Genomic DNA, 15701 nt, shown 5'->3' with positions numbered 1-15701 from the left:
GACGCCTACCGGATCATCGTCGACCTGACCACCGGAGTGGTCTGGTTCTCGCCCAACCACTACACGGACTTCTACAAGATCTGAGTCCACCGAGGCCGTACTCCGGTGCCCGCGGTTCGGGCGCCGGAGCACGGCCTGCCTTTGCTCAGGGGTCGCCGCTTACCGGGCGACTGCCGGCCGCGTGGCGCCGAATGAAACGCCGGTCGCGAGGGTATGCCCGCGGTATGACGACTTCGCCGTTCGAGCCGAATCCGAAAACGGGATACCAGGAGATCGCGGCCGCCGATCCCGGTCCGGGGGCACCTGACACCGCCGACGGGTTCGGCCCTGGTGAGACCGGGCCCGATGTGATCCTCCCGCCCGACGACGCCGACGAAGAGCCCGAGGCTTGAAAACGGGTGATCCAGCTGAAGCTAAACGCTGGCTAAAGCCCTGGGGCGCCAGCTCGAGCAGTGGGCGGAGAACTCGCGGAACCCACCGACGAGCCGGAAAACGATCCGCGAATGGCGCGGTGGCAGACGTTCCTGCCCACATATCGACTGATCCGGTTGGTGCCGACGGTTCACGCTGAACGGAGCAACGTGTGAAGTAACCGTTAGGACGATCGAGTGATCGAGTCGGCCGGGACATGCTCTTGGTTATCTCTCGTCATAGTGTCGCTGGGGCTGGTGGCATCCCGCCGCCGGGGTGGGGCCTGTCGGCTCCGAGGGGAGATTCGCCTTCTTATGCAACGGAAAACGTTGCGGCACTTTATGCTGCGCACAATCACGTTGACGTCCGCTTTCGCGCTGGCCGCCGCGGTCCCGGCGACCGCGTCCGCGGCACCGGAGACCGGGCGCGGTGGGGTGCCGCTGCCGGTGTCGTGGACACCGCCGGCGAAAGTGAACCGGACACCGACCGGCCTTCCGGCCGACCAGCTCCCGCCCGGATCCGCGCCGGCGGCGCCGAGATCGCGGTCGCCCAGAGTGGAGACGTGCCTGACGGGCGGTCCGGTCGGGACGCAGCCGTGGTTCCCGATGGACCGCTACCCGATCTCCGACCGCACGGAGCTGCTGGTCAACCGGGCGAGCGGCAACGCGATGATCACCGACCGGGAGCTGACGATCAAGGGCACCGGGCTGGACATGTCCTTCGATGCGACCTACAACAGCGAAGACATCTGGGGGAATGAGCTGGGCGGGCATTGGACGATCTCCGCCGGGCACGACATCAACCTCTGGGTGGGGACGTACGAGGTCATCGTCCGCGACGCGACCGGGTACTGCTCGGAATACACCAAGAACGATGACGGCAGCTTCACCACACCGTCCGGTTCGCACGCGACGCTGACCAAGCTCGCCGACGGCACCTACCACCTGACCCAGGACGATTCCGGCCAGGTGCAGTCGTTCACCAGCTCCGGGCAGCTGTCGTCCCAGGCCGACCGCAACGGCCGCACCATCACCTACCGCTACAACGCCGACTCCTCGCTGACCTCGATCACCGACACCCAAGGTCGCGTCACCACCCTCACCAGCGATAGCGACGGCCTGCTGCGGACGGTGACCGACCCGACGGGCCAGGTCGCCGCGTCCTACAGCTGGGACCCCCAGCTCTACAAGGTCAACGGGATCACCAACCGCGCCGGCGACAAAATGAGCTTCGGCCTGGACGCCGACGGCCGGATCACGACCCTGACCACCACGCTGGGGCGGGTCTACACGCTGTCCTACGACGGGCACGGCGCCGTGACGCAGGTGGCCGAGCCCAACTACGACGGCGTCGCCAGCGTCACCAAGTACACGTACAACTACGACTCGAACAGCAACACGCACACCACGACGGTGACCGATCCCAACGGCCACAACACCGACTACACCTTCGATGGCAGCTTCCGCCAGACCAAGGCCGTCGACGCCCTCGGACACGAACGTGACCAGTCCTGGTCGGCCCACGGTGACGTCGCGTCGGTGACCGATGACCTGAAGAATTCGGTCACCTACGACTACGACCCGCTCAACAACCTCAAGGGCGGCAAGCTCCCGACCGGGGCGACGGTGAGCGTCGGCTACACCGACACCGCCCACCCGCACCTGCCGACCCAGGTCACGGACTTCTCCGGCAACAAGGTCACCAAGCGCTACGACACCTTCGGCAACGTCACCGGCGTCCACTCCGATGCGCTCAACGCCGACGTCGCCCGGTACACCTACGCGCGTGGCCTGGTCTCCTCGGTGATCGACGGCAACGGGCACACCACCGCCTACGGCTACGACACCGCCGGCAACCTCACCACGGTCACCCCGCCGCTGCCGCTGAAGCCGACCACCTACACCTACGACTCGCTCTCCCGGGTCACCAGCGTCACCGACGGAAACGGCGTCAAACTGGTCTACGGCTACGACAAACTCGACCGCGTCGTCTCTGTCGCCAAGGCCGACGGCACCGGACTGGCCGCCTACACCTACGACAAAACCGGCAACCGCACCATCGCCCAAACCACCGGCGCCACGCTCACCAACAGCTACGAACGACGCCTGCTGACCCGCGTCGTGCGCACGGCGGGCACGACCACCGGCACCGCGACCTACCACTACGACCGCGCCGGCAACCTCACCGCCGTCGACGACCCGACCGGCTGGATCTACTACGGCTACGACGCCGCCAACCGGCTGACCTCGGTCAAGGACCAGGCGAACAAGACCACCACCTACGGCTACGACAACGCCGACCACCGCACTTCGGCCACCCTGCCCGGCGGTACCACCGAAACCATCGCCCTCGACAAGTCCGCCCGGCAAACCGGGATCACGGTCAAGAACCCGGCCGGAACAGCGGTGTTCTCGACCTCCTACCGCTACACCCGGCCCGACGGCTCCGACACCGGTCAGATCCAGTCGCGCACCGACTCCACCGGCACGGCCGACAACACCTACGACGGCTTCGGTCGCCTCACGAAGGCCGGCACCCGCACCTACAGCTACGACAACGCCGGCAACGTCACCGCCGGCGACGGCCGGACCTACACCGTCAACAACGCCAACCAGATGACCAAGATCGACAGCACCACGGTCGGCTACGACGGCGCCGGGAACCTGACGACCACCAACCCGGGCGGCCAGGCGAACTACAGCGTCACCAACCAGCTGACCTCGGTCACCTCCGGCTCGAGCACCCTGTTCACCGGCACCTACGACACCCTCGACCAGACCCAGCCCGCGACGATCACCGAACAAGCCGGGTCCGGCACCACGACGCACGTTTTCACCCACACCGCACTGGGTATGTCCCGCACCGTGGACAACGGCGCCGGCACCACCTACGCCCACGACACCGACAGCACCCTCACCGGCCTCGTCGACACCGCGGGCAAGCACCACAACGCCATCACCGACTACCAGGGCACCGTCCTGGCCCTCGTCGACGACGCCGGCGCGGTCACCGCCACCTACGGCTACACCCCGTATGGGTTCAACACGAGCATCACCGGCCCGGCGGGCTCGGCCAACCGGCTCCGCTGGCTCGGCAGCTACCAGCTGTCCAGCAGCGAGTACCTCACCGGCTACCGCCACTACAGCCCGGTGTACGCCCGCTTCACCCAGCCCGACCCCACCGGGCAGGAGGCCAACGCGTACGCCTACGGCCAGGGCGACCCGGTCAACCGCACCGACCCCACGGGGACGGTATCGGCGGGGTGTGTGAACGCCGGCGCGGGCGCCGCCTTCGCCCTGCTGGGCACGGCGGCGATCTGGGCCAGCACCGCGGCCACCAGCGGAATCACGGCTCCCCTCGCGGTGTCGTCGTCCTTCGCCACGGTGGGCGCGATCGGTACCGCGGCGCTGGCTTGCCGCAATGGCTAGCCGGCACGAGAGGAACCGAACGCGGTGGGCAAGCCCGTGAGCCGTTCACCGGCTTTTCGGCGGTGGTGTTCATTTGCCCGGTGATCACCATCAAGTGAACAGGAGGAAAGGCCCGCTATGAGCAAGAACGTGAGCGTCGCCTTCAGTATCGTGTCGGGGGTCTTGCTCGTCGCGTCGATCATTTTCGCCGTCATCGCACGTCAGCCGCTGCTGATCGTCACCGCGGCGATCGTCCTGGGGTTGTTCGCATACTCCCTTCTGGCGATGCGTCGTCACTGGCGGAGCAGATGATGGCGGTGTAGCACGCACGCTGACTGTTCGATACCGCTCCGGAACACCTGGAGCATTGTGGACACGAAGGGGCCAGGCTTCCGGCAAGGGACGCCTGGCCCCTTCGTCCCGCGAACGGGGCGGCGACCGAAACGCCGATACCCGGGGGGGGGGGGGGAGCGAGTTGTGGTCGTTCGGAAAAAGGACCAATGGCGCGGCTTTGGAGTGCAGCTACTGGTAATGGCGATCTGGTTGGTCGCTTACCGGTACCTGATCCGGCCGCTGCTGCCCAGCGGCGACGTGCTGGGTATCGTGATCCTCGTGGTGCTGTCGTTGGGGATCTTGGCTGTTCCGATCGTCTCCGCGTGGTATCGCCGGAAGCGGTGAAGGGCTTCCGGCCGAGCGAGAATGTGGGGGAGAGGCGTGGAGTCGTCGGAAGCACTGTTGTTGAGACCGTCGGTCCGGGGCCAGTTGCCGGCACTCGGCGTGCTGGCCGGGTTCCTGGTGTTCGAGGTCGTGATCGCCGTGCGGGGTCTGCTGGCGCCGTGGCTGGCGATCGCCTTTCCCGCGGTGTTCGTCGTGGGGTTGGCGATCGGCGTCGTGTCGCTGGTCCGGTCCCTCGGGAAGCCGTGGCAGCTGCGTTGCGGGACGGATGGTGTCGAGGCGCGCGGATTCGAGGCGGTGCCGTGGTCGGCGCTGGCGGAGGTGCGAATCAGCCGGCTTCGGCCGAGCTGGCTGTATGCCGTGGTGCTGGGTCGTTACCGGGTGGTGGCGTTCGTGCCCCGGCCGGGGGTGTCGGTGCCGGCGGTCGTGGTGTTCGATCCGCTGTCCCGGCGCGGGGCGTCCTCGAGCTGGGCTGCGCGGTGGCAGAGGAGGTGCTACGGCAGTTCCTTCGTCGTGTTGACCCACACCGTGAACGCGACCGCTGAAGAGATCGCCGAGGCGATCCGGACGTTGACCGACGTTCCGGTCGTCACGAGCTGATGATCAAGGTCACCAAACGCCCGGCGGCGATCGCGCGCGAGGCCAGCCGATGAGTTCGTCTTCGAGCAGGTAGGTCACGTCGACTCTGGTCAGCACGGTGTTTCCGGTGGCCGCGGGCCACGGCTGGACGGACACCGTGTCCCCGGTGATCTGCGTCTGGCATGTCCGCCCGTCGGTGTGCAGCAGGATGTGCCGGTAGCCGTAGCGGCGGCGGATCGACGTCGCTGCCACGGCCGCCCAGGTGGCGTCGGACTCCGCCGGGGTTCCGTCCGGGGCGAAGTCGAAGTTCGCTCGTCCCCGGTGCGAGAGCACCCCGAACCCGTCGCCGGACAACTCCGCGTAAATCGGCGCGGTCAGTCGTTTCCAGTCGTCGTCGGCCGAATCGACGGATCCGGAGTCCGCTATGGAATCCGTGGACAGCCCACTCGTCTTGGCTGAAGGCGGCGACCGGGAACAGGCCTTCGTCGAAGTCCAGGTAGTCGGGGCACAGCCCGCGCAGCACCGGGGTTAGACCGGGTCGACACCACGACCACAGCAAAAAGCGGGCCTCCGCAGCTGTGAGCTGCGAAACCCCGCTGTCCGTCGGGCTGACAGGATTTGAACCTGCGACCACTTGACCCCCAGGACTGCGGCAGTGCTCTGACCTGCGAGAACAGCAACACCTGAACGTTCACGATTCGCGATCGTCCTGGCGATTTGCTTCAGTTGCCAGATTCGCTGTCCCCGGCCTGTCCCCGGTCTGGGCGTGCTAGTCGCGGGGAGGAGTGCCCGCGGCCTTGCGCTGTGCGTGCAATCGACGCCAGTGGCGGAGCCTGTACCACCGTGCACTGATGGTCCACGCGACGCGTTGTCTGGCGGCCCGCATTCGTCGTCGGAAGCCAGGAGCTCGGTCGACACGCAGCTCTTTGCGAACGGCATCGATGAACGCCGTGAGCTTGCTATCCAGCTCATGCATTAGTCCCGGAAACGCCGACATTCTGTCGTCGGCGCCGCTCGTTGCTCGGAGCAAATGCCGCACCGATTCGAAGTTGTCAAGTATCCGGTCCGCGCAGTCGACGACCTTCGTGCCGGCTATCAGTTCGAGCTCGGCGGTGGCTGTCCTGACTGCGTCCTCCAGTGTGTTTACACTTCGGCGTGCTCGTTCGATGTCCTGACGTTCAAGTGGTTGCAGTGTGCCTTCTCGCTCGCGGTCAGCGTGCATTGCAACCGCGCTCCATTGCCGTCCCGCTTCGCGGCAGTTCTTTACTATGCCTGCAGCGAGTTGCCGCTCGTCTTGCCGGCGCCACTTGCCGAGTTCAATTCGGCTTGAGGATCGGGCGTTGAGCACGACCCCTAGAAGCGATGTCGCGGCAGCAACAGCGGCCGCGATCAAAGTCAGTTGCTCGTTTGTCACGGTCGTCTTATCAGCCTGTTGGCTCGCCGTGTTCGAGGTACAGTGTCGCGCCTTGTTGTCGCGCCTCGTACGCGCGCGTTAGTCGACGGACAAGCCGAGGAATGACGTAGTCGCCGAGGTTCGCCACCGGCACCCATTGCCAATGGTCGAGTTCCGTGCCGTCGAGCTTAATTCGCGTTTCGTCGTCGCCGAGGTCGCCGCCGTCGAAGACGCTGAGGACCTTGTCGCCTTCGTTCTCGTTCGGTGCCCAGTCCAGGACGAGTAGCCGGCCGGGAGCCCGATCGAGGCCGATCTCCTCGCGCAGCTCCCGACGACACGCGCTCGCTGGCGACTCGCCGCGGTCGACGTAGCCGCCTGGGATATCCCACCGGTGCCGTACGTCTTGCGAACGAGCAGCACGCGGTCGCCATCAACGAACAACGCCCCAGCGGCGATCCGGGGCGTTGCGAACTTCTCGGTCGGATCTGTCACGCCTCTACCCTACGACGTGCATCCTCCTGGCGAGCTGGTCCAGCTCGAACGCGGGCTTGCCGGGCGTGTTGCGGACCCAGTTGAGCACGAGTTGCCTGCTGAGGTAGTGGTGTCGCACCTGGTCGGGCGCCCTACGTTCGGCATCGAGCACCGTGGCGACGGCGGCATCCTTCTGGCCGCTGTTGTTGTACGCGCGCGCGACGTCGAGCAGGTGGCGCACCTGCCGTTCCAGCGGAAGGGTGCTCGTGTCCAGCGCCGGACCGATGTCGAGCGCGACCTGGACGTCGCCCAGCTCCATCGCCGTGTTCACCCGGTGGATCGCGACGTTGGTCGGCCCGAACGCCGTCCACAAGTGGTTGCCGTCGACACCCAACCGACGAGCAACGTCCTCGGCTTCCGCGAGGTAGGCCCGAGTGGTTGACCGATCATCTGATCGGGCCGCTGCCAACCGTCCCGGTGGATGGCCGGGATGCGGCCGGGTGTGTCGCGGTTTCAGGTGCTTTCGGTTGCTCAGTGGGCGTTGAACCCGCCGCCGCCCGGTGCGATGACGCTCCGCACGCACTCCCGCAGCAGCGCCCGGCGCCGGTCGTGGACCTCGGCCGGTTCCGCGTCCGTGGCGGCGTAGACGTTGCTGACCGGCGACCACGCCATGGACATCGCGATCACCATCGTCATCAGGTCGAAGGGATCGCCGGCCCGGACCAGTCCCGCGGCCTGCGCCTCGGCGATGGCACGCAGCTTGGGGTCGTCCAGCCGGTCGGCGTCGGCCACCAGGTGCCCGGCCGGCCGCCGCTCGAGCCGGGTCCAGGTCGCGAGGCGGATGAGGTCCGGGCGCCGCAGGTACTCGTCGTAGAGGCGGACCGCCCAGCCGGCGAGGTCGGCGCCGTCGATCGGCACCACGTTGACGATCCGCTCCAGCGAGGCGAAGAAGATCGCGTCGAACAACCCGTCCTTGCTGCCGAAGTAGGCGTACAGCTGGGCCCGGTTGGTCCGGGCCGCCTCGACGATGCGCTCGACGCGGGCCCCGGCGATGCCGTACCGGGCGAACTCCTCGGTCGCCGCGTCCACGATGCGCTGCTTCGTGGCGGCTCCGCGCGAGGTCAGCAGCTTGTCGGCCATGGGCGTCATCCTACAACAGAACAGTCGGTTTGCTTTACCGGGCTCGGCGCGCTAGCTTCGAAGAAACAAACCGACTGTTCTGTTTTTCGAGGAGCTGCGATGCGGACCACCACCGGCTGGCTGGCCGGCACGACCGACCCCACCCTCCGGCGCGCCACGCTCCACCGGCGCGACCTGCGCGACGACGACATCGCGATCCGCGTGGGCCACTGCGGGGTCTGCCACACCGACCTGCACGCGCTGCACGCCCCCCGGGGCACCAGCCTGGTGCCGGGCCACGAGTTCACCGGCGTCGTGACCGAAACCGGCCCGGCGGTGACGCGGTTCGCGGCCGGCGACCCGGTGGCGGTCGGCAACATCGTCGACTCCTGCGGGAAGTGCGCGATGTGCCGCCGCGGCCAGGAGAACTTCTGCGCCGAGTTCCCCACGCTGACCTACGGCGGAACCGACCGCCACGACGGCTCCCCCACCCTCGGCGCGTTCGCCCGCGAATACGTCGTCCGGGAAGACTTCGCCTACCGGCTCCCCGCGGGCCTCGACCCGGCGGCCGCCGCACCGTTGCTGTGCGCGGGCATCACGGTCTGGGAACCACTGCGCGCGCTCGGTGCCGGCCCCGGCACCCGGGTCGCGGTGATCGGCCTCGGCGGCCTGGGGCACCTGGCGGTCAAGCTCGCGGTCGCCCTCGGCGCCGAGACGACGGTCATCAGCCGGTCGGCGAACAAGGCCGCGGACGCGACCCGGCTCGGGGCGCGCGAGCTGCTGGTGTCGGCGGATCCCCGGCAGCTCGAAGCGGCCCGCGACCGGTTCGACGTCGTCATCGACACCATCGCGGTCCCCCACGACCTCGGTCCGTACCTGCGGCTGGTCGCCCTCGACGGCACCCTCAGCCAGGTCGGCCACCTCGGCTCACTCACGGTCGAGGCGATGGACCTGCTGGTGGGCCGCAAGAAACTGACCTCGGCGGGCAGCGGCGGCCGGGCCGGGACCGCGGCGATGCTCGACTTCTGCGCCCGCCACTCCGTCACCGCGGACGTCGAAACCGTCCCGTCGGCCCGGGTCAACGAGGTCTTGGACCGCCTGTCCCGCAATGACGTCCGCTACCGCTTCGTCCTCGACCTGGCCGACCTCGACCACGCCGCCGGCTGACCGTTCCCGGGCGCCGACGGCCCTGGCCTGCTTCACCGCGCCGGTACGGTGAAGCAGGCCAGGTCCTCTCCCTCAACGTGCCCGCCGGGCTTTCGGCGGGCACCGGTCAGCAGGTGGCGTTCGTCTGCGTCAGCAGGCCCAGTCGCCACGGCAGGCTGTTGTAGTCCCCACCGGAGGCGGGATCCCGGCCCTGGTAGAGGTAGCGGATGCGGCAGGGGTCGATGGTCAGCGTCTGGTCCGTACCGGCCCGGACCATCTCGCCGTGGCTGATGTCCGTCGTCCACGAGCCGGCCGGGAACGAGACGTTGGCCGCGCCGGCGAACGGGGCGCTCTCGGTGTCGGCCAGCGGGGTCCAGGGTCCGGCGATCGCGCTCGACGTCCAGGACCGGAAGTACCGTCCCCGGACGCCGATCGCCTCCACGATCAGCAGGTACTGGTTCGCGCCCGCCACCTTGTACACATTGGACGCTTCGAACAGCGCGTACCGGTCCGCGTCCTGGGCGGCGATGACCGGGTCGCTCATGCCGTCCGGGAAGTTCGCGACCGACGTCTGCGACCGGTAGAGGTGCCCGTTGTCGTCCGAAGAGAACAGGTGGCAGTCGGCCGCGTCGCAGATCACCCACATGTCGACCCAGTAGCCACTGCCGATGTTCTGCTGGATGATCGCCGGCATCGACGGGTAGAAGTGCTTCGGGGCGCTCCAGCCGCTCGGGTTGCCGATGTCCGGGTTGGTCGAGTAGGCCGCGTTGCCGTCCTGGTACACCAGGTACCACAGCTTCTGCGGCGCGAAGTAGAACACCTCGGGTGCCGCGCGGTACCCGGTGCCGATCCCGGACTGGTCCAGGTAGTACTGGGTGGCCGAGCCCGCCTGGGCCCAGTCCGTGAAGCTCAGGTACACCAGGTTGTAGCCGGCCGCGTTCGCCGTGCTGGCGAACACGTGGTACTTCCCGTCGGCGTAGACCACCGACGGGTCCTTGATCCCGGCGATGTCGTGCGTCGCGTCGGACTTCGGGGCGATCAGCGCCCCGCTGGAGCTCCACGAATAGCGGGCCGGCAGGGTGCCGCCGGTCGGCGCGGACGGTCCGGTCCACCGCTGGTTGGTACCGCCGTTGCAGCTCCAGATGATCACCTTGGTGCCGTTGGCGGTCCCCGCGCCGGACACGTCCAGGCACAGTCCCGACTGGCCGTTGGTGACCGTGCCGCTGCCGGTGAAGGTCCACTTCTGCCCGGCACCGCCGGTGCAGTCCGCGATGACCGCCGCCGTGCCCGCGGCGGTGCCGCCGCCCGCGGTGCCCAGGCACCGCTTCCCCGCACCGGAGTAGACGCTCAGCTCCCCCGCGCTGCCGCGGGTCCACTGCTGGTTCGCCCCGCTGTGGCAGTCCCAGATCTGCACCTGGGTGCCGGCCGTGCCCGCCGAGCCGGGGACGTCGAGGCACCGGTTCGCCGCCGTGGCGCGCACCGGGCCGGTGCTCCCGCCGGGATCCGGGTCGCCGCCGCCGAGCGCGTCGAGGACGGACGTGTAGGCCTGCTTCTTGCCGTAGTTGCCGTCGAACAGCAGCGGGGTGTCGCCCGAGCGCCACGAATACTTGTCCGTGACGCCCCAGACCGTGATGCCGGTGCACCGGGTCACCGCCCGGCAGGCCTGGGTCACCTGCCGGTACACGTTCGCCTGGCCGGCCCCCGAGCCGCCGACGTCGAGCTCGGTGATCTGGACATCGACCCCGAGGTCGGCGAAGCGCTGGAGGTTGGCCTGGTAGCTGCTCAGGTTCGAGTTCGAGGAGAGGTGGCTCTGGAAGCCCACGCAGTCGATCGGCACGCCCCGGCTCTTGAAGTCCCGGACCATGTTGTAGATCCCGGTGCTCTTCGCGTTGATGCCGTCGGTGTTGTAGTCGTTGTAGCAGAGCTTGGCGTTCGGGTCCGCCGTGCGGGCCGCGCGGAAGGCGTCCTCGATGTAGCCGTCACCGAGCTTCTGCTGGAAGGTCGCCTGCCGCCGCGTGCCGTTCTCCTCGAACGCCTCGTTTACCACGTCCCACGCGATGACCTGGCCCTTCCAGTGGCCGGCCACCTGGGCGATGTGGTTCAGCATCGCCGAGCGCAGGTTGTTCGCGTCCAGCCCGCCGACCCAGGGGGCCAGCTGCTGGTACCACACCAGCGTGTGCCCGCGGATCTTCATGCCCTGGGCCTTCGCCTGGCTGACGATCCGGTCGGCGGGCGCGAAGTTGAACTGGTTGCGGTTCGGCTCGACCGTGTCCCACTTCATCTCGTTTTCCGGCGTGACGCCGTTGAACTCCGTCGTCCACGTGTTGACGTACGCCGCCTCGCCGAGGTGGCTCGTCGAGATCGCGGCGCCGAAGTACCGCCCGCTCTGCGCCGCCGCGGCCCCGAGCGTGCTCGCCGCCCCGGCGACGCCGGGCGACACCGCCAGGGCGGTCGCCGCGAGGCCGGCGGCGGCGAGGACGGTGACAGCGGTCCGGAGGCGCCGCCGCGGGGGTGAGCCGGTGTTCATCGCAGTCCTCGTTTCGGTCTCGGCACGGCCTCAGCCCAGCGTCCACTGCTGGTTGCTGCCGCCGTTGCAGGTCCACAGTTCGACCGGTGCGCCATCGGCCGTGGAGGCACCGGTGACGTCCAGGCACAGTCCGGATTGGCCACCGGTGACCGTGCCGTTGGCGTTGACGGTCCACTGCTGGTTGGCCTGGCCGTTGCAGGACCAGGTCACCACCTTCGTGCCCGCGCTCGTGCCCTGGCCGGACGCGTCGAGGCACATCGTCGCGCCGCCGAGCGTGGCTGTCAGCCTGCCGTCCGTCGTGCGCGTCCAGGCCTGGTTCGCCTGGCCGTTGCAGCCGGCGATCTGCAGCTGCGTGCCCTGGGTGGAGTTCGGGGCGGCCAGGCACTTGCCCGCGCCGACCGCGTGCAGCGGTCCGGTGCCCGTGTTGCTGCTGCCGGTGCCGTACCCGGCCGCCACGACGTTCGCCTGCACCGCGTTCTCGGTGGCGTCCGACGGGTAGCCGGACGTCATGACGCCTTCGTAGAAGGTGCCGGCGGATCCGATGCTGTTGTCCCCGCCGGTGCCGAGGATGATGGCGCCTTCCTTCTTCATCGGGTTGTAGCCCGAGACGTTCGGGCGCACGCCGTCGTAGAAGGTGGACACGCCGCCGGACTGGGCGTTGCCGCCGCGGATGGCCCACCGGTTCGGGCCACCCTTGATGATCGCCGTCAGGTAGCGGTGGCTGATGCTCGGGTCGTTGGCGTTGTAGTGCTGGTTTACCCCGGAGAACAGGCCGTTCTCCAGGTCGGCCATGATCCACGGCCCGTTGCCGGCGCCGTAGCCCCAGACCTTGATGTTGCCGAAGTAGATGGCTTCCATCGTGCCGTTGCCGTTGTCGCGGCTGTTGCGCTCGGCGTTGCCGTAGTCGAAGCAGCAGCCGCCGTTGTAGTGCGTCCCGTCGAAGATCGCGTACATACCCTCCGGCTGGTCACCGGTCGCGACGCCGTTGGTGTTGTTGTTGCGGTAACCGGTGCCCGGCGCCACGTAGACGCCGTACGCCTTCTGGCCGCCGACGGTGATCGGTGCCGCGGTGGCGTTGGCGAGGTTGTCGTAACCACCCGCGGCCGGCCCCTGGAACCCGCCCGGCGGCGCCTGCGTGAGGCGGTTGTTCCGGCCGGACTGGTCGTAGATGACCGTGATCAGGCACGTCGTGCCCGCGCAGAACGAATCCTGCGTCGCGGCGTTCGCGACGCCGCCGGCGCTCAGGACCCCGATGTCCCGCGTGGTGTTGTCCGACGCGCGCCGCACTTGGTAGAGCGAGCCGTTGTACGCGCCGTACAGCGCCCGGGTGGTCGAGTGCGCGGCGACGCACGGCGTGCCGCCGGCTGCATAGATGTCACACGGGCCTTCGGTGGCCGCCTGGGACGTCGTCGCCGTGCCGGTCAGCGCGCCCGCGGCGATCACCACGGCCGGCCACACCCTTCTCCAGCGTGCCTTCATCGACGAACTCCTTTGTCCGTTCGGAGTGCGGCTAGCTCCGCGCCCACTTCTGGGCGTTGCCGCCGGTACAGGTCTGCAGGGTCACCGGCGTGCTGTTCGCGGTGCCGTTCCCGCTCGGGGTGAGGCACAGTCCCGATTGGACACCGGTGATCGTGCCGTCGGCGGCGGCGTTCCACTGCTGGTTGGTGCCGCCCGTGCAGTCCCAGATGATCGCCCGGGTACCGGCGGTGGTGGCGGCGCCCTCGGCGTCGAGGCACTTGCTGCCGTACACCTGGAGCTGCTTGCCGGAGGTGAGGGTCCACTGCTGGTTGCTGCCGCCGTTGCAGTCCCACAGCGTCACCTGGGTGCCGTTGGTCTGGGACACACCCGGGACGTCGAGGCAGCGCCCGGCGCCGGTGTTGCGCAGCACGGAGGTCGACCCGCCACCCGAACCGGCGACGGACAGGTTGTCGAACTGCGCGGTCTCCCCCACGCTCGTGCCGATGCCGACCTGGCCGGCCGGGAAGGTGCCGTCGGTGATCGTGCCGAGCACGGTGCCGTCGACGGAGGCGGTGATGGTGCTGCCGGAGAAGCCCAGTGACAGCTTGTGCCAGCTGCCGGTGCCGAGCGCGGTCGTCGTGCCGGTGCGCAGGGTCGTGTTCTGCTGGCTGGTGTTGTTGCGCCGGATCGACCAGGCGCCGTTGTCGCTCACCCGCAGGTAGTACGCGTTTAGCGCGCCCTGGTTGCCCGTGTCCTGCGAGCCGGCCCGGCCGAGCAGTTCGACGTACCCGGACTTCTCCAGCAGCACGTCCGTGCTGAGCGTGTAGTTGCTCCAGGCCACGTTGCCCAGCAGCGCGTAGGGGTCGACGAACTTCTTCCAGGGGATCGTCTTCTGCGTCGCGGACTGGCGGACGCAGGTGCCCGCGCGGCCGGCGCCACAGGCGGAGGTTTCGAAGGCGCCCTCCATGTCCATCAGGTACTTGGCTTCCTTGCCCTTCGCGTATGCCTCGAAGTCATCGCTGTAGGGCAGGTTGAGCGAACCCTGCGGCGGGCTGGTCGCCGTGCCCTTGCCCTGCCCGGTGGTGGTCGTGATGGAGTAGAGGTAGCCGGGCTGGACGGTCAGGGAGTAAGCGCCGCCGGACGGCGTGATGTCGGTGCTGTGGACGAAGTGGTCGCCCGTGTTGTTCGAGTTGAGGTTGGTAGACCACACGTGCACCTGGCCGCCGGACAGCCCGCCGGTGACGTTCAGGTTCAGCGTCTGGGCCGAGGTGGCGTCCATCGTCTCGATGATCGTGCTGTAGTCGGTGTTGTTCGGCGACTTCAGCGAGACGTAGCTGCCGTTGCCGCGGTTCCCGCCGAGGTAGCCGCTGGAGGAGTCGAGGTACTTCCAGCCGGGCGCGGTGAACTGCGTCGTGTGCGCCAGCGCCCACGCGTCCTTGCCGACCGAGTAGTAGCCGGACCACGGCTGGTTGGCCAGGATCAGCCCCACGGTCGGCCACGGGATGTTCGGCGTGACGGCGGCGATCAGGTCCCAGTTGAGGTAGGCGGTCATCTTGCCGTCGAGGTAGACGCGGTTGATCCCGCGGGCCAGCGGCTTGGCGCCGTCGTTGTAGTCCTGGGAGCCGTTTTCGCTGGACCACAACGTCTTCCCGGTGTTCGTGACGTTCGCCGGGACGCTGCAGGAGGTCTGCGCGCTGAGGTAGCCGCAGGTGTAGTGGGCGCTCAGCACGTCGGTCGCGTTGCGGTAGGCCGTGTTGGTCGAGATCGCGCTCGCGGGACCCCAGTCGCCCGGCCACGAGTCACCCGAGATGATCTTGACGGCGCTGTACCCGTTGGCGTTGAGCGCGTTGCGGAGGGTCACGGTCCAGTCCGCGCTCCACTGCTTCTCGTTCTGGACGCTGGTGAGGTAGTCGATGGTCAGCCCGTGCTGCTTGGCGCACCCCAGCCACGACAGGTAGTAGTCCGTCAGGTCGTTGGAGAAGAAGGTGCCGTTGCCGATCCAGCCCGGTGCCCCCCAGGGCAGGCCCACCAGCTTGATGCCGGGGTTGCGCGCCTTCGCCTGTTCCATCAGCCACCACTCGTACCCGCGGTTGCAGTCCAGATCGCCGCGGAAGTGGGCGTGGCTGGGCTCCGCGCCGCTGGTGGAGTTGGTGTCCCCGCCCATTTCCACCTTGAGGATCTGCAGGGCGGCGCCGTAGCCGGGCTTGAACAGGTAGTCGAGGATCTGGCCGCGCTGCGGCTCGGGGTAGTCGATCAGCAGGCGGGTGTTGCCACCACCGCCGCTGACCGCGCCGACGCCGTCGAACGTGCGGCCGCCCGAGCCGCCGTTGACGGTGATCGAGGTGGCGGCCTGGGCCGGGGCCGCGGCGACGACGCCGCCGGCCACGGCCAAGACGACCGCGGTCACCGCCGCTGCCGCGTTTCTCGCGCTGCGGAGCATGGTAGTCCTCACTTCCGAACGAAGGCGGCGCCCGGCGAAACTCTCGGGCCAGCCGGCGAAACAATCGGTCGATCA

13 protein-coding genes are annotated in these 15701 nt (G+C 68.5%); 5 read left to right on the top strand and 8 right to left on the bottom strand.

The features are described 5' to 3' along the window. Positions 1 to 752 precede the first annotated feature (752 nt). The 4 genes from AB0F52_RS11925 to AB0F52_RS11910 all read left to right on the top strand — a co-directional run bounded on the left by AB0F52_RS11925 (position 753) and on the right by AB0F52_RS11910 (position 5093). Positions 753 to 3839, top strand: coding sequence for an RHS repeat-associated core domain-containing protein (locus AB0F52_RS11925; protein WP_360168260.1), 3087 nt, complete (start codon positions 753 to 755; stop codon positions 3837 to 3839). Between the two features lie 117 nt (positions 3840 to 3956). Next, positions 3957 to 4130: a hypothetical protein gene (locus AB0F52_RS11920; RefSeq protein WP_360168257.1), complete on the top strand. Its 174-nt coding sequence runs from the start codon at positions 3957 to 3959 to the stop codon at positions 4128 to 4130. A 219-nt stretch (positions 4131 to 4349) separates the two neighbouring features. After that, positions 4350 to 4496, top strand: coding sequence for a hypothetical protein (locus tag AB0F52_RS11915; RefSeq protein ID WP_360168254.1), 147 nt, complete (start codon positions 4350 to 4352; stop codon positions 4494 to 4496). Between the two features lie 36 nt (positions 4497 to 4532). Beyond that, positions 4533 to 5093, top strand: coding sequence for a hypothetical protein (locus AB0F52_RS11910; protein WP_360168251.1), 561 nt, complete (start codon positions 4533 to 4535; stop codon positions 5091 to 5093). A 9-nt stretch (positions 5094 to 5102) separates the two neighbouring features. On the opposite strand, the gene AB0F52_RS11905 is transcribed toward AB0F52_RS11910, so the two are convergent. The 5 genes from AB0F52_RS11905 to AB0F52_RS11885 all read right to left on the bottom strand — a co-directional run bounded on the left by AB0F52_RS11905 (position 5103) and on the right by AB0F52_RS11885 (position 8076). Then, positions 5103 to 5405, bottom strand: a complete 303-nt coding sequence (locus AB0F52_RS11905; RefSeq protein ID WP_360168248.1) for a hypothetical protein — start codon at positions 5403 to 5405, stop codon at positions 5103 to 5105. A gap of 436 nt (positions 5406 to 5841) precedes the next feature. Further along, a complete protein-coding gene (locus AB0F52_RS11900; RefSeq protein ID WP_360168245.1) occupies positions 5842 to 6486 on the bottom strand; it encodes a hypothetical protein in 645 nt (214 codons plus the stop codon). Between the two features lie 10 nt (positions 6487 to 6496). Continuing rightward, a complete protein-coding gene (locus AB0F52_RS11895; protein WP_360168308.1) occupies positions 6497 to 6847 on the bottom strand; it encodes an NUDIX domain-containing protein in 351 nt (116 codons plus the stop codon). A 114-nt stretch (positions 6848 to 6961) separates the two neighbouring features. After that, positions 6962 to 7330, bottom strand: coding sequence for a hypothetical protein (locus AB0F52_RS11890; protein WP_360168242.1), 369 nt, complete (start codon positions 7328 to 7330; stop codon positions 6962 to 6964). 137 nt (positions 7331 to 7467) lie between these two features. Continuing rightward, on the bottom strand, positions 7468 to 8076 hold the full coding sequence (locus AB0F52_RS11885) for a TetR family transcriptional regulator (RefSeq protein WP_360168239.1): 609 nt from the start codon (positions 8074 to 8076) through the stop codon (positions 7468 to 7470). Between the two features lie 99 nt (positions 8077 to 8175). Between AB0F52_RS11885 and AB0F52_RS11880 the strand changes: the two genes are divergently transcribed. Then, the gene (locus AB0F52_RS11880; RefSeq protein WP_360168236.1) at positions 8176 to 9222 is read left to right on the top strand and encodes an NAD(P)-dependent alcohol dehydrogenase; all 1047 of its coding nucleotides are present in this window, start codon (positions 8176 to 8178) and stop codon (positions 9220 to 9222) included. Between the two features lie 106 nt (positions 9223 to 9328). On the opposite strand, the gene AB0F52_RS11875 is transcribed toward AB0F52_RS11880, so the two are convergent. Genes AB0F52_RS11875 through AB0F52_RS11865 form a run of 3 tightly spaced genes read right to left on the bottom strand, consistent with a single transcriptional unit; the run spans position 9329 to position 15593 of the window. Then, positions 9329 to 11728, bottom strand: a complete 2400-nt coding sequence (locus tag AB0F52_RS11875) for a non-reducing end alpha-L-arabinofuranosidase family hydrolase (protein ID WP_360168233.1) — start codon at positions 11726 to 11728, stop codon at positions 9329 to 9331. Positions 11729 to 11758: 30 nt separating this feature from the next. After that, positions 11759 to 13207 (bottom strand): arabinofuranosidase catalytic domain-containing protein, encoded by a 1449-nt coding sequence (locus AB0F52_RS11870; protein ID WP_360168230.1) that lies wholly within the window; start codon positions 13205 to 13207, stop codon positions 11759 to 11761. A gap of 31 nt (positions 13208 to 13238) precedes the next feature. Next, a complete protein-coding gene (locus AB0F52_RS11865; RefSeq protein ID WP_360168227.1) occupies positions 13239 to 15593 on the bottom strand; it encodes a ricin-type beta-trefoil lectin domain protein in 2355 nt (784 codons plus the stop codon). Between the last annotated feature and the right edge of the window lie 108 nt (positions 15594 to 15701).

This window comes from Amycolatopsis sp. NPDC024027 (assembly GCF_040638975.1).
In the GTDB taxonomy this organism is placed as follows: domain Bacteria; phylum Actinomycetota; class Actinomycetes; order Mycobacteriales; family Pseudonocardiaceae; genus Amycolatopsis.
This window is presented reverse-complemented; position numbering and strand designations above follow the sequence as displayed.